Below are 20,920 nucleotides of genomic sequence, written 5' to 3' on the forward strand. Positions count from 1 at the left end.
TGGGCGGGTGCAAGTATGGCCCGTCCATTTTGTTATGCAAACGATACTCCATTCGTTAGAACGACGTTTTGATGATCTCCACGAGCGTTCCGTTAGGTTACTTTCGTCGATCCCGGAAGAACAGTTATTTGATGCCGGCATTCGAGCAAATGATCGGCTTCAAGAGGTTACCTTTGCATATTTCCTTATCCGTTCGGCGGCAGAGGTTGAGCGCGTTTTTGGCGGGATCACCACACGGCTATGGGATGATCCATTTGAGTGGACTCTCCCCGAAGAATTGTCTTCCAAGAAGAGGATCCACGATTACCTAAATGAAGTCGAGCTGGCAAGAAAAAAGGGGGTTGCAACCCTCGGCAACGATGAAACACTCCTAAGATCGATTCCGGCCCCTGTTGAGCTAAAGACGGTCATCGAAATCCTATTGGAATCATTATGTAAGGCTGAAGAAAGCCTTGGTCAGGCACAAGCGGTAGCTCGTTCGTTTTACCTGCGTGGCAAGATGCGTTAACGTTATCTGACGTTCTCTTGATGGAGCTGGTTCTTTTTGTGTACCGAACCTTTTCCTGTGAGAATTCGTTTTTGTTGATAGGTAAGCCTAGGAGATAAGAATGCATTGTCCTCGCTGTGGTCAGCAACAGATATCCGATCAGACCAAATTTTGTTCGCGTTGCGGTTTTTCAATGGGTCTGGTAACGGAGCTCTTACTCAATGACGGTACTTTGCCTCAACTTTCCAGCCTTGTGGAAAAACCAAACCTTATCAACAAAAAGAATGGTGCCCTTTTCTCGCTGCTGTGGTTTCTGCTTCTGGTCATGATCATCACACCGATCACGGCTGTATTAGAACTAGACGCGATAGTAGCTATTTTTGCGATACTTGGCGTGTTTGGCTCTCTTTTCATTCTGATATTTTCGCTCCTGTTCCTTCCGTCATCTAAGAGGTCAAATATTGCTTCTTTTCCGGCAAGGCGAATGAAAAAGGTAGGCCGCGTAGAGATACCGCAAGAGGCTTTCCTTGCCGTGCTGAAGGTCAACGAGGGATAAAGACCGACAGCATTCCGGTTAATTGTCGAGATGAGAGCTTTACGCCCGCAGTCTTTTAACGGGATCTCGTTGCTCTCGGCTCCGCATTAATACCTTAGCTGCATTTGTCGATCTTGGTTCATCTTACGCCCCGGCCGCGCTTGCTTCCTACTTTCCGCGAAACTTACCCTGCTGAACGGCCCGGATAAGAAAACCGATCAGCATATTTATTGCAGCGGCAGGAAAAATTTAGCGTATTTCTTCCTAACTCTGCTCTATTTTTAGCTAACTTTGGCTTAAAGTTAGCTAAAAAGACATCAAAGTTCGTAATATCTAGCCCGCATTTTTCCAATATTCATAAACCAAGCTTATTCTTCGGGCCCCGTATTTAACATGTTTGTGTCTGCACCAGAAGGTCTAAACCCATTTTCTGCAAAAAAACTATCGCTGCGAAAGACTGAGACCTTAAAAAGGTGATCGAGAAAGACGGGCTGTTTAACGCCTCTCCAGCGCACCTTCGGGCCCAGCAATGTTTTCCACAACCGGAAATGCTTCAGGGCAAACCCTGAATGAACCCGGCAAGCCGCTACCACTCCGACACGAACCCTGCCAAAGAACCCGCCGACAAAGGGAACGCGATCGGCCCGCGGCGGCTACCCTATCTGCACAATGCTTCTCGCAAAATAACAACGACAATTACCCGTTACCGAAACTTGATCTTTTCGGTTCACTTTTCAGATCAGTAAGCCTAAACATCAACTTCAAATCACCCAACCCAAGATGCTAAACTCACCTTCGCAATAGACGTTTTTGAAATGGTAATACAGACTAGGAACAGTATCCCTAAACCGTAGGCAAGAAAAACACTTGCAATCAAGCCTTGTTTAATATTCTGGACAAATTACTATCTCGTGGATTCTCTGCGAGGGCACGAGCCGCATCAAACCTGATGACAAATGTCTATACGGTAATGGTCGGCATTGTATTCGTCCCTATATACATAAATTATCTCGGTGTAGAGGCGTATGGGATCATCGGAGCATTTACGGGATTGACGGCGTTCGTCTGGCTTTTCGATCTAGGCATCGCCACAAACATAAACCGAGAGATGTCGGGTTTTGCTGAATCTCGTGACAAATCCAGACTACTAGACCTAAAGAAAACATTGGAGGTTTCAATCTATGGCATTTCCTTTCTGATCTTTGTGGGTTTGTTAGGGTTCATTTACCTAATTGCCCACTATTGGTTCAATACCGAGCGTTTTACGCCGGCCTTTATGGTATCGGTAATGGTCATTCTGGCATTCTCGCTCGTTCTTCAGTTCCCTACAAACTTTTATGCCAACGGATTGATGGGTTTGCGGCAGCAGGTTGCGCTCAATGTAGTCAACATCGCGTATAATACCTTCAGATGCATTGGTGCGATCGTAGCGATCTTGGTCTTTGAAGACAAGATAAGGGCATTTTTGATCTTTCAGGCTTTGGCCGCTGTCTGTAATCTATTGTTAATTAAACTTCTGTTTGATCGCGCGGCGGAATTTCAGGGATATTCAGGAAGAACCGATTTCTCGCTGCTCAAAAGTATCCGGAGATTTGCATCAGAGCTTTTTGCAAACAATCTGGTTACGATCTTGTTGGCAAATGCAGACAAAGTCATATTGAGCCGGATGCTTTCACTGGAACAATTTGGCTACTATGTACTAGCCTTTAATATTGTAACGATGACGATAAACACATTCTCGAATTCTGTGAATAATGTGTTATTTCCAAATCTTGTACGGCACGTTAACTCCGGTGATACAGAAGAGCTGATCCGCACGTTCCATCTCGGCACACGTGTAATGGCTTGGGGAGCGGTCTCGATAGGGACCATTCTCGTGTTTTTGCCAGCTCCTGTACTTCAAATATGGACGCAGAATCCAGAGGTCGTTCGCACCACGGCACCGCTGCTGGCTCTATTAGCCGCTGCATTTGCGGTAAACGTCATTATGCTCGTGCCATACTACTTGCAACATGCTTTTGGACGCTCGCACATAAGCTTCTTGTTTAATTTATTGTTTTTGTTTATCTATATTCCGTCTTTAATTTTTTCAGTAAGTGGATATGGGGCTGTCGGAGCTGCTAGTGTTTGGTTGGCACTTCAGGTCGTTTACCTGGCCATATTCGTCCCTGTGATCAAGATAAAATTTCTCCAATTCGATCTTGTTCGGTTTTTCTTTGTCGATATTATCAGACTTGCTCTGGTTGGCGGAGCGATTGGATTCTTGTTTTTTTTAGTAGCGCCATATATAGAAAATCGCCTGTACATATTAGGGTTGGTGGGAGGATGTTTTGTTTTGGTGGCCGCAGGCACTTTTTGGGTCGCCGAGCTGCAAAGATCAGCTCGGATTTATCCACTTCTCCGACACGTTTTTACGCGCTCATAACAAGTAGTCCAGTCATCACACAGACCGTTCCTGATGTTAAAAGATTTAATTCGACAAACATTAAGATCTACGGGATACGAAATTGTTCGTTATCAACGCCCGGAGAGTAGATCGATGCCTTCAGACGTCTCAGCGATCGACCGAGCGATAATCGAGGCGGTCCGTCCATTTACCTTAACAAGCAATGAAAGACTGATATCACTAATAAACGCCGTACGGTTCATTACCAGAAATCGTATTCCAGGAGCGATCGCCGAATGTGGTGTTTGGAAAGGAGGAAGTATTATGGCTGCTGCTCTTACTCTGCTTGACGAGGGTGATGGCGAGCGCGAACTGTATCTTTACGATACGTTTGACGGGATGACTAAACCAACTGAAGAAGATATTAGTTATGATGGTGTTTCTGCCGAGGAACAACTAAAAAACACCCCGGTTGGGGAGGGAGTGTGGTGTGTCTCAAAGCTTGAGGAAGTAGAGGCCAATATAAAACGAACTGAATACCCTTGGGATAAGATCCATTTTATCACGGGAAAGATTGAAGATACGATCCCTAAACAAAATCCACCACAACTCGCCATATTAAGGTTGGATACTGATTGGTATAGTTCAACCAAACACGAACTAGAACACCTATTTCCGCTTTTAAATCAAGGGGGTTTTCTAATTATTGATGATTATGGGCATTGGGAAGGGGCAAGAAAAGCGGTCGATGAATTTTTAGACACTTTGCCAGTTAAATATTTCCTTCATAGGATCGACGATACGGGTCGATTGTTGATCAAACAATAGAGAAGTAGATGGATACACACATCGGGATACAAGATAAAGAATATTTGAGGATGCGACTTGATCCGAGACGTGGTGACCCAGAGTACTTACATCTCTCTGACCTTGTAACAGCTCTAAGGTCATATGGGACGGAAGAAGCCCTCACTATATTGGACTATGGCTCTGGTGGAGCACCTTACCAATCGTTATTCCCGAAAGCAAATTATAAAAAAGCCGATGTTGGAGAGGTCTCTAATATTGATTATGTGATTGGGTATGATGGTCGGATCGACGAAGAAGATGAAACATTTGACCTAATACTTTCAACTCAAGTAGCAGAGCACGTACACTATCCGCGTGAATATTTTGATGAATGCTACCGACTGTTGAGGCTTGGCGGCCTATTATTATGTACCACGCATGGCAACTACCCCGAACACGGTTGCCCTTATGATTTTCAGCGATGGACTGCCGAGGGGCTTGCTCGCGACCTAGTGAGATCAGGATTTGAGATCGACCAAGTTTTAAAGTTGACCACAAACGGCCGGGCAGTTATGTACCTTATACAACGATTCAGCGGCTGGTTCGAAACACCTTCGAGTATCATTTCCCCGTTCTTCAGAATCATCCGCAGTTTTATGCACCGATTTCCGAGGGTATGGCATAGACTAGCGGATAATGCATTTCAATCTCAACGGATCGTAGAAACAAGCGAAGCCGGCAATGAGTTCTATATTGGACTTTTGGTCGCGGCTAGGAAACGTCATGCAAAAGCAAATTGATGAAGCCCAAAATACTACTCTTTAGTACTTTATCGCCATATCCGTTTTGGGCTGGGTCGGAAAAGTATTGGTTTGATCTAGTTACTGACCCTCGCACCTGCAAACGCTTCGAGTTCCACATTCGACTTGCTTACAGCCCCGTTACGCAACATAAAGCCACAGAGCTTGAAGCAGCAGGAGCTAAGGTGCAGTTTTATAGGCATCATAATATCCATTTTGTGCGACGGAATCTAGCAAAGTTAAGAGATCGATTAACTGGAAGTGCAGTTCGTAGGCTCCCGTGGTATGACGAGATCATTCGCGGCGACTGGGATCTGGTTTGGTTAAATGTTGATGGTTTTGCGAACTTCCGAGAACTTGAGTATCCAGTAAGGATCTGTGAGAGTAAAAAGATCCCATACTGGCTAATGCTGCAGCATGCGAATGAGGATTTTTATCTCGACTCTCATGAGTGCCTGCAAACCTATACCTATATTGCCGAAACTGCGAAACGTTTTGTTTTTGTTGCTGAAAGAAACAGAACATCATTTGAGCGTGCGATTTGTAGGAAACTGACAAACTATTTGCTCACACGGAACGGCCTCACTTCTGAGGCGTTAGAAGAAGCAAAAAATATTTCTATCTCATTTCCAGTTAAAAGTGAAAGAAAGGTAAGGTTTCTTAATCTTGGCAGATTCTCCCCTCTAGACAAAGGGCAGCATTTGATACTAGAAAGCTTATCCAGTGAAAAATGGAAAGGCCGGGATTGGCAATTAAGTTTTGTTGGGTTGTCGGAATTTGGCAGAGAGTATCTGAAGAACCTTTCTAGTTATTTTGGTCTCGAATCCAAGCGGATTGACGTAGTGCCTTTTTTGCATAATGTATTCGAGATAATAGCTAATAATGACATTCTCTTAATGCCTTCGCTGTCTGAGGGGACACCATTCGCTATGATCGAGGCGATGGCGTGCGGGAGACCTGCGGTTGGCACTCCTGTTGGGGGGATACCTGAGTTAATAATTGACGGTAAGACTGGTTGGCTTGCTAAGACTACTCATGTTTCCGATATATCGGAAGCAATGGAACGAATGTGGCAAGACCGTAAAAGCTGGGCGGCTATAGGGAAAAACGCGTCAGATCATGTAGCCTCGGAAAACAATTACGATACTTTGTTTACGACCATCCTTGATAACTTGGAGGCCGACACTGAGAGATGACCTTGAGATTTGACCTCACCATTTCGATCTCCTCTTTCAATCGGGATGACAAGATAGGGCAGACGCTTGAACACTTATTTCGGTCGGATATTTCGCGGTTTGAACGGATAGAGGTCTTGGTTATCGATGATGGTTCGCCGCGACCTGTCAGAAATGTGATCGATCGGATGGGGCCGCCGCCGGAAAAGATGCATCTTCGTTTGATCGAGCAGGAAAATGCCGGAATTGGCGCAACGCGGAATAGAGGTTTTTGTGAGGCAAGATCCGATCTTGTCTTATTCCTGGACGATGATATTCTGGTCAAACCCACAACGCTAAACGAATTTGTGGATGCCCAGAGGAGGCATGCCGGCAGTGTAGTATTCGGAAGCTATCCTTTCGTCTCGCACGAAACCAGGGCATTGGAAAGATTCGCCTCCCGTTTGTATGGGTATGATCGGATAACTGAAGAGCCGAGATATGAGAAGGTTGATGCGATAACAAGCGGCCTTTTATGCGTTGATAGAACTAAGTTCGGTGGCTGGGAAAAGCTGTACCGCGACGACCTGACGATCCCGGCGGCCGAGGAGCATGAGGTGATCTTTCGATTCGACAAACTTAAAATTCCTATTGTTCACGCTCGGCATATCTTTGCTACGCACAATCACCACCTTGAACTCAAATGGATCGCGTCCCAGCAGTTTAAGTATGGTGAGGCGACTGCTGAAGTATTTGCAAAAGTTCCTGACATCATTGAGATGGAAAGATTTGCCCGGCTAAGAGTAACGTTGGATAGGTTAAAAGGCAAAGGAATAAAAAACTTTATGAGGCGCTTCTTGGCATCGTCTGCCGGCCGCACATTTCTCATAGGAGTATCGACACTGGCACAGACAATGTCACCCAATGGCGATCACCGCAAACTTTTCGGGTACTTGACAACAGCCTATTTCTGGGGAGGTTTTTTGAATTATAACAAGGCTCGTGCGAGACAGGAATAATAGTCTGTGAAAATCTCGATGAACAAACTGATCCGCTTTTGCCACCTTATAGATCCGGCCACAGAGAACCCACTGTTGTTCAATTCGGTAAAATTTTCCGATCGAAGCAGATTTGATTATGTGGTGATAAGCCTTGCGCCCGAAGGCGATCTCCAGGAGCAGATGCGAAGCATATCCGTAAAGAGCCTTTCTATCAATTGCTCCGCGCGAAGGGGCTATCCCACAGCATTGATGAAATTGGTCAGATATTTTCGCTCGGAACGATTCGATGTCGTACAGGTTCATGGATTCGAAGCGAGTTTCGTCGGACTTATTGCCGCCATTATCGCGCGGATCCCGGTACGCATATTTTCGGGGCATCATTCACACGAGGTTCCGCTTTATGGCAACGCACGCTTGATGGCGGTGGATAGTTTTCTAGCTCGGCATTTGGCGACTCAAGTTATCGCACCCTCACGAAATATGAGGGATATTTTCGTGAATAAACATCGTGTGCCCGCAGCGAAGATCGAAGTCATCGAACACGGAATGTATCTGGATGATTGGCGTAGGCAGGCACAACAGGCATCGAATATTCGCCGGGAGTTCGGCTTTGAAAAAAAAATGCTTTTTGGCTCCGTCGGGAGGCTGTTTTGGGTAAAGGGTTTTGATACCCTGATCAGGGCATTTTCGGTGGTTGCGCGAGCTAGGGACGACATTGCCTTGGCAATTGCCGGCGACGGCGGGGACAGGCCGCAACTGGAAGGTTTGATCTCAGAACTCGGAATGGGTGAGAGGATCAAATTGATAGGCAAACGCACCGATATTGCCGCCGTGATGAATGAGTTCGATGTGCTTATACATCCATCGATCGCAGAATCATTTGGCTTGATATATCCGGAGGCCCTTGCGCTCGGCAAACCCGTCATCGCTACGCGCGGAGGCATTGCGGAAGACATCGTCCGCAATGGCGAAAATGGCTACTTGATAAACCCGGGAAGTTTATCCGAAATGACCGATGCGATAGAAAAGATGATCGGAGCCCGGGCTTCATGGGCCGCGATGGGTGAGAACGCCAGAACTGTGTCAGAGCGCTTTTCGGTAACGAAAACTCAGCGTGTGTGTGATAAATTCATCGCATCGCTAGTTAAATATCAATGACCCATCAACAATGTCCGTTGTGCACCTCTTCAGAGCTGCGGAGTTCGTGGCTAGAAGTAGAGTTCAACGCCAAGATCTTCCAATTCAAGGAATGCATGGGCTGCAGATCGCTCATTTGTGATCCGATGCCGGATGCAGATGATCTTGCTCGGATGTATGACGATTCCTACTGCGACGATGCGGGCGAACCGCAGTTTGAAGACCTGGGGAAATTTGGCGAGGTGTTAGACTTCTTGCAAAACGAACAACCAGGGAGGTTCATCGATTACGGCTGCGGCGACGGACGGCTGTTGCGTGCCGTTAAGGAGATGGGCTGGGACGTTCTTGGAATTGATTTCAATCCCTCTTTCGCCGCCTCATTGGCCGAAGAAGGAATCCGGGTGATCGGGCACAACGAACCAGTCAGCGAACCGGCAGATGTTGTGCACCTCGGCGATGTGCTCGAACATCTGACCGACATCGATGCAGAATTCCGGCGGGTACTCGCCCTGCTAAAGCCGGGTGGTACGATGGTTGCACACGGTCCTCTTGAGGCGAACCCAAACCTTTTTTTTCGAATGATCCGGTTTCGACGGAAATTTTCCCGTGAACCGAACCAGACGCCACCTTTTCATGTGCTGCTTTCGACAACCCGCGGCCAACGTGCCTTGTTTGAAAGGTATGGGTTAGTCGAAGAAGATTTTCGGGTTCGCGAGATCGCCTTTCCTGCACCTGAACAACTGGATCGAGCTGTCATCAGAAACCTTCGATCGCTCGGTCTTTTTTCGCTTCGAAAGATTTCACAGGCCGCGTCGCGAGCTAATTTAGAGAGCTTCGGGAATCGCTATTTTTACCTGGGTCGTAAAATGGCTCCTCAGCTGAACGACGGATAATGGCCGATTTCGCTACCTTGAACTGTATTGCGATCCGAAACTCTTCCCGAAAAGGACAATAAAATTTTCATCTTCTGGTTTTTTGGGCAATATTACATTGACGCTAATGAATACGAGTAGGCTTTTTAGAATACCAAAGCGAATTGCAGACGATCTTCGCATACTTTTTCTTGTTAAGAATTGGAAGGAGATTTTTAGAGCTAAGCTTAGTGACAGACCACTCACTAAGATCATTTTCCGGAATGGTGTTGTCATCAATTCACCTAAACAAGTTGACCTTAATTTCTTGTTCCATGAGATTTGGATCGATCAGTTGTATTCACCAGCCGGATATGAGATCAAAGATGATTACAGTGTAGTTGATATCGGTGCAAATATTGGGGTTTTCTCTTTGTATGCTGCGTCGGCCGCACGAAATGTGCGTGTCCGTGCGTTTGAACCATTTCCGACGAATAGTGAATATTTCTCCAGAAACCGCGATGAAAGTGGTGCGGAGAATGTTGAGTTGATTACCGCCGCTGTAGCCGATTCAGAGGGGACGAGGATTCTCCAAGTGGAAGACTCCTGGATTCTTCACTCTTTAGCCGAAAAAGGCTCGTCCGTTGGGGGGATCGAAGTTGCTTGTGTATCACTGGCAGAGGCCCTCAATGGGATCGAACGTTGCCATCTACTGAAGATCGACTGTGAAGGTGGTGAATATGAGATTTTGTACTCTGCTGCCCCTGAAACACTCGCTAAGATCGATCGAATTGTGTGCGAATTCAATATCGGGCAGTCGGATGGCGAAAATGGAGAACAACTAGCCCACTTTTTGGTTTCCCATGGATTCCATATTGAGTCGGTAAGGACGCTCGATGAGTCAGCAGGATTTATTTGCGCAAAAAGATAGCTGTCGAATTTCGGTTGTGATACCAACCTACAACTACGGGCGGTATATTGCCGAGGCGATCGGCTCAGCTCTGGGGCAAAGCTTGGCTCCGGCGGAGATCATTGTTGTTGATGATGGTTCGGCCGATGATACGGCTGCGGTGGTCGCCGGGTTTGGCGATGCGGTGAAGTATATCCGGCAAGAGAATGCCGGAGTCTCAGCGGCGAGGAATCGGGGCGTTGCGGGATCTAGCGGCGAGCTTATCGCGTTTCTTGATGCAGACGATATCTGGGAACCGACAAAGCTGGAAAAGCAGGCAGCCCTCTTCAGGGCAGACAGCGATATAGGTCTTGTGCATTGCGGAATGCGGGAGTTTGACTCGCACACCGGCGACACCATCGCACTGCACATTGAGGGGCTGGAGGGGGAAGTTTCCGACGAACTTTTGCTCTGGGAGAGATCGGTGATAGTCGGTCCGGGCGGAACGATTATGGTCAGCCGCGAGGCATTTGACGGACGCTGCTTTCCGGCTCAGAGCGAATTTCGCGCTGGCATTCGGCAGCGATAGGAGCTTTCGGCCGGCGAAGAGCCTTGCCCGCGAAGAACGCAGCGGCGGCGGGAGATGCAGCAGCTTTTATCGACCCGTTTACCGGGAGCGGAATGCTGATGGCATTAGAGTCTGCACGGCTTTTTTCAGATCGCGTCGCAACATCAGTTTCGGCAGAGGACGCCGTTAAGGCATATTTGGCCGCGCATCGGCAGTATTTTCGGCGGCGGTTGATCACGAGTGCCCTTTTGCGTCGGGCTGCGTTTGATGTGCGTTGGGCGATGTTGGCGGTCAGAGCACTTTCGGCAAGTGAGGGGCTCCGGCGCTGCATCGCCCGGTTGACGAGGCCATTGTTCGATGAAGCCTGATGGTGAATAACTTACCTAAAGTGCTAATTTTACTTGCCTATTTATCGTATTTGTAATAAAAACTTTACAGCAATTCTTGTCGGCAGTTCTTTCGCGATCCGAGCGCACAGAAACTTTCTAACAACTGCGCTAAGTTCGATAGAGCTTTCCCTTTGTGCCGATATGCAGATCCCAGCGGCCGATCCGAAATTGTGGCCGTACTATCAAGGAGAAAAAAAATGAGATCCGTGCTGAATGTTATTTCGGACACCGCTAAACAAAGTGTCCTTTTTGTAGTTTCGATCTTTATACTTGCGTCGCTCGTCCAGGGACAGGCACAGTCTGCAGCGGCTGACCTTGCAGGAACAGTCGTCGATCCAAACGGGGCCGTCGTCCAGGGTGCGACCGTTACTGCGAGAAACATAGCCACAAATATATCGCGAACGACCACCTCGGGGTCTGATGGGACGTACCGTTTTATTGCATTACCTCCGGGCGAATATGAGATAAATGCCGAGGCAGCCTCGTTCAAAAAGGTCTCCATTTCGCCAGTCCGTCTGACGGTCGGGCAGAGTGCTGAACTGCGGATCAGCCTTGAGATCGGAACCCCAGATGCCGTCGTTACCGTTACCGGCGATGATGTTGACCTGATCGAAACGACACGGACGACCGTCGCCGCTACTATCGACCAACGGCGGATCGAGAATCTCCCGATAAATGAACGCAGCGCAACCGGATTTGCATTGACACTCTCGACCGTAGGCCGCGACAATGGTCGCCCGATCGGACCAGCCCCAACATCGGGCCTTAACATTGGCGGCCAGCGCGGACGCTCAACGCTCGTGCAGGTTGACGGTGCCGACTTCACCGATAACTCCGTGAACGCGGCACGAACTACAGTTTCTATGGAAGCCGTCCAGGAATATCAGGTCGCGACAAATTCCTATGCCCCGGAATTCGGACGCGCCACCGGCGGTATCGTGAACGTGGTAACCAAACGCGGCACAAATGATTGGAGCGGCAATGTGTTCGGATTTCTTCGTGACAAGAATATTCAGGCGCGGAACGCGTTTGCCCCTGTAGCGAAGCCCGATTTCAGGCGGACGCAATGGGGTGGAACGCTTGGCGGGCCGATAGTAAAGGACAGGACATTCTTCTTTGCCTCATATGAAAGGCGCCAGCGGGATGAATCCGGATTCTTTACGAGCAATCCCTCGGCGGGACTTGGTTCTACGATAACGGTCGGCCAGCCGATCCTTCCGTTCACGCAAGTATTCAGCGGCTTAACCTCGGCACAGGCAGCTTGGGCAAATCAGCTCTTGGGGTCAGGAAATCCGGCGTTCATTCAGGCGGCAGTCGGGTATCTTTATCTGGCATCCAGTGGTTCTCAAACTGCTCTTACCGGCACGAACCAATTGATAAGCCCCGGAGCACCGTCTTCGCCGATACCCGCCGGCCAACCGGTCGGAGCAAGATTTTTCTTATCTTCGGCACCTGTGCCCTCCGGAACGATCGGATCGAATGGACTTCCGATAGCATTCCGACCATTGAACGATCTGCAACGCATTTTCCCAGTTACGGAGCGCACAAACTTTTTCTCTATCCGCGGGGACCACAGTATAAACGCAAACAATCAGCTCTCGCTCCGATTCGGATATAACCCAGGAACCGTAACGGGTATTCAGGTCGAATCACAGAATCAATCGCTTGGGCAAAACGATTTCTCGCGAACCGGTATTCAGGAACTGACGGATACTTCATTCTCAGCAACGCTTAATACGAGCATTGGTGCAAGCAAGGCGAATGAATTCAAATTCTCATTCGGCCATCGCGACACATCGTTCAGATCACAGAACGGTGAAGCGGTCGCGTTTAATATCTCAGGCACTGCTTTCATCGGCCGCGAACTCTTCTCGCCGGTTGACAGAACCGAGCGGCGGATCCAATTTGCTGATAATTTCACCTGGGTTTGGCGAAACCATACCTTCAAATTCGGCGGCGATGTGAATTTCGTTGATATCCCGCGTGCGGTGTTTGAACTCAATTTCGCCGGACTTTTTAATTTTGGGCCGTTCGCTGCCGGTAACCTTAATGCTGCATTTGGCCAACTTGGCGCTCCGGATCTTACACCGGTACAGGCATACGGACTCGGTCTGCCCTCGACGTATATTCAGGGATTTGGCGACCCCGTCAGCAAGATCAAAAACAGGCCACTGGCATTCTTTGCACAGGATTCATGGAAGGTACATCCGCGTTTGACGTTGAATTATGGTATACGATACGACGTTGAGCTCACCGAAACCATCCAGCCGGTTGCTTTCAGCGATCCACTTTCAGGTATCAACCTCACCTCCCAAGATCTGCTAGCGGCTCAGGACGCGGTCGGCGTTCAACAGGGTATCCCACGAGACACTAATAACTGGGCTCCTCGTTTCGGTTTTGCCTGGGATACGCGAGGCGATGGGAAAACGGTTATTCGCGGTGCTGCCGGGTTGTTCTACGATCATCCGTTGCTCGCCGTGGCATTCAACTCCGATATTGCAGATGCTGCACAGCAACAGCAAGCGGTTCTGACTGCGGGAAGCCCGGTCCCTGTCGGCTCCTCCGGCCCGACATTGCTGAACGCTGCCTTGGTCTTCCACGGGACGGTTTGCGGGAATCAAGGATCAAATGCTGCTCTTTGTGCGGCGTTTGGCAATCCGGTCACGCCGGGTGTGGCAACTTCGGCGCAGTATCAATTCGGGCGGCAGCGTTTCAATGACCAGACATTCTCCGGCTTCGGGGCTGTACTTCCCTTCATCCTGCCGGTGGCAAAAGACTTCCAATATGCTTATGCCACGCAGGCAAACCTTACCATCGAGCAGCAGCTTACTCGGGATATGTCGCTCTCGGTCGGCTATATCTTCGTGGGTGCTCGGCACCTGCCACATCCGACTGATCTGAACACACCGGACACGGCAAAGCAGATACAGAATTTTGTCCGCTGTTTTGGAACTCTGCCTACAAGCACACAGGCGGTCGCAACCGTCAATCCTGCGGCTTGTACAGCTCCTGGCACGTGGGTGAACGTAATACCGGGAATGATCTCGATAAACACCACGACGGGACAGGGCGTCATCGCCCCGGCGGTGGCGAACTTCTTCCGGCCCAATGCTCCGAATTATTTCTTAGCTAGGGCTCTATCTGGCGGTGCGGTTACAAAAGCTGTGCTTGATAATGCACTCGCAAATGCGAACACCCTACGCACACCTGGCGTTATCTCACCGTTCGGTGCTGTGAATGCACAGATCTCAGACGGTAATTCAAGCTACAATGCGATGAACGTTGAGCTTAACCGAAGGTTCGCACGCAATTTCGCTTTCCGTGCCTCATACACCTGGTCTCACTCGATCGATGATTCATCGGACCTTCAAACGCTGCTTATCGCACAGGATGTGAAGCGGTTCAATCTGGAAAAGGCAGATTCGCTCTTTGATCAGCGGCATCGTTTCGTCTTTAGCGGACTACTTTCGTCGCCGGACGGATGGCGAAATTCGGATTCAGGTTGGCGGCGCGTCTTTGCGGATTTCACGATCGCTCCTATCATCGAGATATCCTCCGGACGTCCCTTCAACATCATCACGAACACTGATACGAACAACGATCAATCATCGCAAACCGACCGCCCGAGTGTTGCGGCAGACGGTTCGCTTTGTGTTCCCGGCCGTCCGGGATGTACGCCGTTGATAACCGACGGACGTTTTTCGATCGGTAATCTTGGACGCAATCGCGGCATCACGCATTCGTTCGCCTCCTTTGACCTCAGGCTTTCAAGGGCCTTCCGGTGGAGCGAACGTTATCGGATCGACGTGATCGCTGAGGGGTTCAACCTATTCAACAGGTTCAATGAGGCATCTGCTTCACCTTTCGTTGAAGACGTCAACGCTTTCGGGCAGAGTCCGGGAGGCGGCAAGTACTACAGCCGTCCGACCGCTGCTTTCGATTCGCGTCAATTCCAGCTAGGCGTAAGGTTCAGTTTCTGATCCTTGCGGTATGGTATAACGAGAAGACTGCGAGAGAATGACTCGCAGTCTTTTTGTTTGGCATATTATCTGGCATCTCTGGTATCTGAAGAATGAAAAAAGCCGGCAGAGCATCCACCGGCTTTCTATTGGATCGATCAAGGTTATCAGTTATTTGGCTTCTCTTTAGATTCCCTCTGCTTTTGCCACTGTTGCCGTCGCTCAACCATCTGTTGACGGCGAAGCTCCATTCGCTCACGCATTTGTCGGCGGTTCATCTCGATCTGTTCTTTCTGTTCCGGCGTCAAAATGGCTTCTATCTGGGCCCTCATCGCCTGCATTTGTTTCGCTTGGTTCTCGCGGATCGCCTTTACACGAGCCTTCTGATCATCGGTAAGCGAACCTGCCCTGCGAGCCTCCGCAATGGACTTAAGTTCCTGTCGGGTACCTTCATCCATTTTGAAAGATTCACGGATGGCGCGGATCGTGGTCTTCTGCTCTTCGCTCAACTGCACTCCCCGAAATCCTGACATACCAGCCCTTCCGAAACGACCAAATTTACCGAATCGGCCGCCTTTGCCCATACCTTCTCCGTCCTTAAAGCCACGGCGCTCTAGCTTTTCGGCCTTGTTTGCCTCGCCCTTGCCTTTTTCAGGAGCGGTTTGGGCCATTCCAGCAAAAGTGAACGTTCCGGCAGCGATCAAAGCGGCCGCACCGATACGAAATGTTCTTCTGTATGACATAGTTTTACCTCTTTTTATGAATCGATTTGGCTTTCGCCGTCGTATTCTTTGACGCTTGAACTCCGCGAATGGCCGATTTTTGATGTAAAGAAGTGTAAGGAAGCATTCCGGATAATGGTGTATCTTGGCACTTCAGGAATTGAACTATATGGTTACAAAAGGCTAAAATGCGAAATTCCGGCTAGACTTTTGATAGTGCCGATATTTTATGAGATTTCTTTCTGAGATCAGTTCGCCGGCAGACCTAAGGCAATTGAGGATCGATGATCTTCAGGAGGTCGCGGATGAGGTCCGACAGTTCATCATCGATACGTGTTCTCGCGTCGGCGGTCACACAGGGGCTTCGCTTGGGGCGGTCGAACTTGCGGTCGCGATGCATTACGTTTTCGATACGCCGAATGATCGATTGGTGTGGGACGTAGGACACCAGGCGTATGCTCACAAGATACTCACTGGCCGACGTGATCAGCTGCATACGATAAAACAGCTCGGCGGGCTGTCGGGCTTTTTGCGCAGGGATGAATCCGAGTATGACACCTTCGGTGCGGGGCACGCATCAACTTCGCTTTCCGCCGCATTGGGAATGGCCGTCGCGCGAGACCGCAAAGGCGAGGATTTTCACGTATGTGCTTTGATCGGCGATTCATCGCTTGCCGGCGGGATGGCAATGGAGGCAATAAATCAGGCCGGCCATTTGAAATCGCGTTTGATCGTTATCCTAAATGACAACGGAATGTCCATTGCACCTGCGGTAGGCTCTTTGAGCGGGTACTTGAATCGGATAAAGGAAGCCCAAAGCTATCAGCACCTAAAAGAAGAGATAGGCGACGCATTGGAAAGCGTCCCTGGCATCGGCGGATCGCTTCGAAGAGCAGCAAAGTCCTTTAAGGATGCCATCGCGGCCGCGGTGCTTCCCGGGGCCCTTGTCAATGAGTTGGGCTTCAAGTACATCGGGTATGTTGACGGACACAATGTGCCCCAGCTTGTTCGCGCGCTCGAAGAGGCTAAGAAGGTCGATGATGGGCCAGTCATTGTTCACGCATTGACCACGAAAGGAAAGGGCTTTCCGAATCCTGAAAAGAATTATTACGCATATCACGCGACAGGCCCATTCGATCCAAAGACCGGGCTGCCATACAAATCATCCAAGCCGGCGCCGCCTACCTATACTCAGGTATTTGGCGAAACGATATGTGAATTGATGGAAGCTGACCCGGCTATCGTTGCTTTGACGGCCGCGATGCCGGATGGAACCGGCATTGACAAGGTCTTGGAACGATTTCCTGACCGTGCCTTTGATGTTGGGATCGCAGAGCAGCATGCGGTTACTTTCTGCGCCGGTATGGCGTGTGAAGGCCTTAAGCCTGTTGCGGCGATCTATTCGACATTCTTGCAGCGCGGATTTGACCAGGTCATTCACGATGTCTGTTTGCAAGACCTGAATGTAACGTTTGCAATGGACCGCGCCGGCATCGTTGGTGCCGACGGCCCAACGCATCATGGGCTTCTCGATATCGCTTATCTCCGCGGCTATCCAAACATTATTTTGATGGCACCGAAGGATGAGGGCGAAATGCGGGATATGCTGCTCACGGCGATCGAGCATCCGGGCCCTGCGGCCCTGCGGTACCCTCGAGGCAATGGCGTCGGTGCTGATATTTCGGCTCCTCCGAAGAAATTGCAGGTCGGGCGGGCTGAAGTGATGCGAGAAGGTGAGGGTGTTGCGATCCTAGCACTCGGTTCAATGGTCGGGCCTTCGATCGAGGCTGCCGAAAGACTTGCAGAAAAGGCTATAAATGCAACTGTAATTAATGCTCGCTTCGTCAAACCATTGGACGAGCAGTTGATCACATCGCTTTTGGAAACCCACGGCCTTATCGTTACCGTTGAAGAAGCATATCTCGCGGGCGGATTTGGTTCAGCTGTTATTGAGCTGCTTGAAAGCAACGGTATTCAGAACGCGGCCAAGGTGATCAGGCTGGGCGTTCCGGATCAGATCGTAACACACGGTGACCCAAAAGTTCTCTTAGCAGAATTCGGTCTGAACGCTGAAGGTATTGCGAAACGCACCGCCGATGCTTATTCGGAACTTGGAGAGGCGGTTCTGCCGAAAAGAAGATTGAGAGTGGCATAATTTTGCTTAAATGAAGAAACAGGAAAAGAAAAGTAATAGTGCAACCCCGTTCATAATAATGGGGGGCGTGTTGGCGGTAGTCATCGGGGCTATCGCTTATGGAACTGGTATGTTCGGCTCGGGTTCAAAGAACACGACAATTACACCAGCAAACAGTTCCGCAGCAAATGCAGCCGCCAATCGCGCGGCTCAGGCAGCAGCAAATGCTCCGCTCGGCGCTCCGCTTGGCGTGAATATGATCGGGAATGCTTCGGCCGCAGTTACAGTAGAAGAGTTTGCTGATTTTCAATGCGGCGGCTGCGCGGCCTCGCATCCAGTTTTGAAGGAGCTTCAGGCGGCATACGCTGGCAACCGCAATTTCCGATTTATCTTCAGACACTTTCCCCTCTCGATTCCTGCACATGATAAAGCCTATAGCGCCGCTCTCGCGACTGAGGCTGCGGGACTTCAGGGTAAGTTCTGGCAGATGCAGGATATTCTTTTCCGAAATCAGGCAGAATGGAGCGGCGCTCCGAACTTTTCAGAGCTTTGGGAGGGTTATGCCCGCTCCATCGGAATGGACGTAGAGCGATTCAAAGCGGATATGAAGAGCAGTGCCCTTAGTTCGCGCGTTGATGCAGATATGATGCGTGGCCGTGGATTAGGCGTTACTTCGACACCGACGATCTTAGTGAACGGTCAAATGGTGCCAGCAAACATTACTGCTCTTAGGGCGGCGGTGGATGCGGCAATGCAGCAGGTATCGCAAGCCAGTTCGCAGGCAACGGCCAATACCGGGGCTTCTTCTAACTCTGCAAAATAGAGATGGTGGATGTTCCTGCCGAAATTGAGGACCATACACGGCCTCTCTGGCCTTCAGTTGCGGCCATCGTGGTATCAATGATCGGTCTTGCCGATGCGGTTTATCTAACGATCAAACATTTTGATGATGAAATAGTCCCCTGCAGCCTGATCGAAGGCTGCGAGGTGGTGCTATCAAGCACGTACGCCGAATTCGCCGGCATCCCTCTCGCCGCTCTTGGTGCCGTTGCTTATTTTGCAGCATTCTCGTTCGCGCTTTTGACCTTATTTGGCAACCACGGAGCATGGAGAGCATTTGGCGCACTTGCGGGCGCAATGGCAGTTTTCTCCCTTTGGCTAATTTATCTTCAGGCTTACGTTATCGGAGCATTTTGCCAATTCTGTCTAGTTTCGGCTGCATCCTCATTGACTTTATTTGTCATATTTGTTGCCTCAAGATTCTTTATTCCCAACCCTGCTCGGCCTGAAACCGATAAGCCATAGAAAACGAAATCTGTTATGTCGGTCATCGTTACCGACCAGACCCAAGGAAATTGATCCGCCTGCGGTCTGAATGCAGCCGATCCGGAGGCGTTTCTGTAAATGACCCTTAGGAGCGTTTGGTCGGAAACGATAGCCTCCGGGTTTGGCTGTTTGAAAGTTTTGGGTTAATTTTGAGTTATCATCTCGACGAGATCTTGATGGCCCAAAATATACTCAAGCGAATTGCTAATGGCGACCAGAGTGCCGTTCAAGACTGCCTTAAGGCATATGGCGGACTGGTTTGGTCGCTCGCTCGACGTATGCTTCGGAATTCTGATGATGCCGAGGATGCAGTACAAGAGGTATTTGTAGATGTGTGGAAAAATGCGGGCCGGTTCGACGAATCGCAGTCATCGGAAACAACTTTTATCGCAATGATAGCGAGGAGGCGCCTTATAGATAAGATCAGGTTCACCCAGCGTCGTATCTCGGCTGATTCGATCGAAGATCTGCTTTCGGAGCCTGCTCGATCAGATGATGCTGACCTCCAAATGCTTGTCGAAGGCCGGGAGGCTTTTCGGGCGTTGAAAGAATTGCGTCCGGAGCAGCAACAGGTACTCCAATTGTCTATAGTCCACGGCTTGTCGCATCAAGAGATATCGGATGCGACAGGGATGCCGCTTGGCACTGTGAAAACGCATGCCCGTAGAGGTTTGATACAGGCTCGCGAATTGTTAGGGATAAAAAATTCGAGCAAGGAGGCTTCCATATGAAAGAGCTGGACGAGAAGAAAATGGAACTCCTGTGCGACAGCGTGCTCTTCGGACTTACCGAGGACGAGCTTGGCGAACTCGAAGATATTGATAGAAGCGCTATGAGCAGTTTGGATGCGCAAGAACTGGAATTAACCGCGGCAAGATTGAGCCTTATCGGCATTGATAAGGATGCTCAATTGCCGCAGCATTTATTTGATAGGATCGCAGCCGATGCGATAAAGCACATAGCAAGAAGTTCAAGCTCAACTCGGATGGCTCACCGAAGGTTGTCGCGGGGGTGCCGCCGGATTATTTCTCAAATACAGGACAGCTTTGGGGAAATCCGATCTACGATCACGAAAAGATGAGACATAATGATTTCCATTGGTGGGTCGCGCGCATAGCCTTTGCCTTAAAGTTGTACGATATAGTCCGCATCGATCATTTCCGTGGTTTTTGCGGCGTTTGGGAGGTGCCCGGCGGTGATAAGACCGCAGAGAACGGCGAATGGGCTACGGTTCCGGGCAACGAGATATTTACGGCCGTGCAGAAAAGCCTCGGCAAGCTTCCGGTAATTGCTGAAGACCTCGGCGACATCACTCAAGATGTTCGCGAACTCCGCGACCGGTTCGGATTTCCGGGGATGAAAATACTTCAATATGCGTTCGGCGGAGATGCCGCGAACGAATTTCTTCCCCACAATTTAACTCAGAATACGGTGGTATATACCGGTACGCACGATAATGAAACTGCCGTTGGCTGGTGGCGTTCGCGCTCGGGAAACGCGTTCGCGAATGAAAGACGATTCTGCCGGAACTATCTGGGCACGGATATGCGCGAGCCGAATTGGGCATTGATCCGAGCGGCTATTTCGTCAGTTTCTGATCTCGCGATCATCCCGATGCAAGATGCCCTCGGCCTTGGCAATGAAGCACGTATGAATACACCCGCGACGGACTCAGGTAACTGGACCTGGCGAATGAACGAGAGAGCTTTTACACCGGACATTGAGCGACGCCTTCGTAACTTGACAGCCACCTACGGCCGCCTTCATCTGATTCACAATTTAGGATGAGAGCT

At 49.7% G+C, this 20,920-nt stretch carries 20 protein-coding genes; 19 read left to right on the forward strand and 1 reads right to left on the reverse strand.

Going from position 1 to position 20,920, the window contains the following annotated elements:
• Window positions 1-34 precede the first annotated feature (34 nt).
• From JVX88_RS05885 to JVX88_RS05945, 13 genes are all read left to right on the forward strand, one after another.
• Window positions 35-508 (forward strand): hypothetical protein, encoded by a 474-nt coding sequence (locus tag JVX88_RS05885; RefSeq protein WP_211626403.1) that lies wholly within the window; start codon window positions 35-37, stop codon window positions 506-508.
• Between the two features lie 172 nt (window positions 509-680).
• On the forward strand, window positions 681-1,043 hold the full coding sequence (locus tag JVX88_RS05890) for a hypothetical protein (RefSeq protein WP_211626404.1): 363 nt from the start codon (window positions 681-683) through the stop codon (window positions 1,041-1,043).
• Window positions 1,044-1,971: 928 nt separating this feature from the next.
• Complete coding sequence (locus tag JVX88_RS05895) at window positions 1,972-3,447, forward strand: oligosaccharide flippase family protein (protein ID WP_211626405.1); 1,476 nt, start codon at window positions 1,972-1,974, stop codon at window positions 3,445-3,447.
• A 33-nt stretch (window positions 3,448-3,480) separates the two neighbouring features.
• Entirely contained in the window at window positions 3,481-4,236 is a 756-nt protein-coding gene (locus tag JVX88_RS05900; RefSeq protein ID WP_211626406.1) for a TylF/MycF/NovP-related O-methyltransferase, read from the forward strand.
• Between the two features lie 8 nt (window positions 4,237-4,244).
• A complete protein-coding gene (locus tag JVX88_RS05905; protein ID WP_211626407.1) occupies window positions 4,245-4,997 on the forward strand; it encodes a methyltransferase domain-containing protein in 753 nt (250 codons plus the stop codon).
• Window positions 4,997-6,193 (forward strand): glycosyltransferase family 4 protein, encoded by a 1,197-nt coding sequence (locus tag JVX88_RS05910; protein ID WP_225931485.1) that lies wholly within the window; start codon window positions 4,997-4,999, stop codon window positions 6,191-6,193. Before JVX88_RS05905 ends, JVX88_RS05910 begins: the two co-directional genes overlap by 1 nt.
• On the forward strand, window positions 6,190-7,170 hold the full coding sequence (locus tag JVX88_RS05915) for a glycosyltransferase family 2 protein (protein WP_211626409.1): 981 nt from the start codon (window positions 6,190-6,192) through the stop codon (window positions 7,168-7,170). The genes JVX88_RS05910 and JVX88_RS05915 overlap by 4 nt, the downstream gene beginning before the upstream one ends.
• A gap of 18 nt (window positions 7,171-7,188) precedes the next feature.
• Window positions 7,189-8,310, forward strand: coding sequence for a glycosyltransferase (locus tag JVX88_RS05920; protein ID WP_211626410.1), 1,122 nt, complete (start codon window positions 7,189-7,191; stop codon window positions 8,308-8,310).
• On the forward strand, window positions 8,307-9,182 hold the full coding sequence (locus tag JVX88_RS05925; protein WP_211626411.1) for a class I SAM-dependent methyltransferase: 876 nt from the start codon (window positions 8,307-8,309) through the stop codon (window positions 9,180-9,182). The genes JVX88_RS05920 and JVX88_RS05925 overlap by 4 nt, the downstream gene beginning before the upstream one ends.
• 286 nt (window positions 9,183-9,468) lie before the next feature.
• Window positions 9,469-10,071 carry an FkbM family methyltransferase gene (locus tag JVX88_RS05930; RefSeq protein WP_211626412.1) on the forward strand — a complete coding sequence of 201 codons (603 nt, stop codon included), beginning with the start codon at window positions 9,469-9,471 and terminating at the stop codon, window positions 10,069-10,071.
• A complete protein-coding gene (locus JVX88_RS05935; RefSeq protein ID WP_211626413.1) occupies window positions 10,037-10,618 on the forward strand; it encodes a glycosyltransferase family 2 protein in 582 nt (193 codons plus the stop codon). Before JVX88_RS05930 ends, JVX88_RS05935 begins: the two co-directional genes overlap by 35 nt.
• Window positions 10,619-10,641: 23 nt before the next feature.
• Window positions 10,642-10,965, forward strand: coding sequence for a hypothetical protein (locus JVX88_RS05940; RefSeq protein WP_211626414.1), 324 nt, complete (start codon window positions 10,642-10,644; stop codon window positions 10,963-10,965).
• Window positions 10,966-11,183: 218 nt separating this feature from the next.
• Window positions 11,184-14,966, forward strand: coding sequence for a TonB-dependent receptor (locus tag JVX88_RS05945; RefSeq protein ID WP_211626415.1), 3,783 nt, complete (start codon window positions 11,184-11,186; stop codon window positions 14,964-14,966).
• A gap of 146 nt (window positions 14,967-15,112) precedes the next feature.
• Here the strand turns inward: JVX88_RS05945 and JVX88_RS05950 are convergent, their stop codons facing one another.
• Window positions 15,113-15,688, reverse strand: coding sequence for a Spy/CpxP family protein refolding chaperone (locus JVX88_RS05950; protein WP_211626416.1), 576 nt, complete (start codon window positions 15,686-15,688; stop codon window positions 15,113-15,115).
• Window positions 15,689-15,896: 208 nt separating this feature from the next.
• On the opposite strand from JVX88_RS05950, the gene dxs reads away from it, so the two are divergent.
• The 6 genes from dxs to JVX88_RS05975 all read left to right on the forward strand — a co-directional run bounded on the left by dxs (window position 15,897) and on the right by JVX88_RS05975 (window position 20,915).
• A complete protein-coding gene (dxs, locus tag JVX88_RS05955; protein WP_211626417.1) occupies window positions 15,897-17,822 on the forward strand; it encodes a 1-deoxy-D-xylulose-5-phosphate synthase in 1,926 nt (641 codons plus the stop codon).
• A gap of 10 nt (window positions 17,823-17,832) precedes the next feature.
• Window positions 17,833-18,624, forward strand: a complete 792-nt coding sequence (locus JVX88_RS05960; RefSeq protein ID WP_211626418.1) for a DsbA family protein — start codon at window positions 17,833-17,835, stop codon at window positions 18,622-18,624.
• A 2-nt stretch (window positions 18,625-18,626) separates the two neighbouring features.
• Window positions 18,627-19,106: a vitamin K epoxide reductase family protein gene (locus JVX88_RS05965; protein ID WP_211626419.1), complete on the forward strand. Its 480-nt coding sequence runs from the start codon at window positions 18,627-18,629 to the stop codon at window positions 19,104-19,106.
• A 170-nt stretch (window positions 19,107-19,276) separates the two neighbouring features.
• The gene (locus tag JVX88_RS05970; protein ID WP_211626420.1) at window positions 19,277-19,858 is read left to right on the forward strand and encodes an RNA polymerase sigma factor; all 582 of its coding nucleotides are present in this window, start codon (window positions 19,277-19,279) and stop codon (window positions 19,856-19,858) included.
• Window positions 19,855-20,208, forward strand: a complete 354-nt coding sequence (locus JVX88_RS38095) for a hypothetical protein (protein WP_225931347.1) — start codon at window positions 19,855-19,857, stop codon at window positions 20,206-20,208. The genes JVX88_RS05970 and JVX88_RS38095 overlap by 4 nt, the downstream gene beginning before the upstream one ends.
• Window positions 20,139-20,915, forward strand: coding sequence for a 4-alpha-glucanotransferase (locus JVX88_RS05975; protein ID WP_225931348.1), 777 nt, complete (start codon window positions 20,139-20,141; stop codon window positions 20,913-20,915). Before JVX88_RS38095 ends, JVX88_RS05975 begins: the two co-directional genes overlap by 70 nt.
• Window positions 20,916-20,920 lie beyond the last annotated feature (5 nt).

It is taken from the genome of Leptolyngbya sp. 7M, from assembly GCF_018128485.1.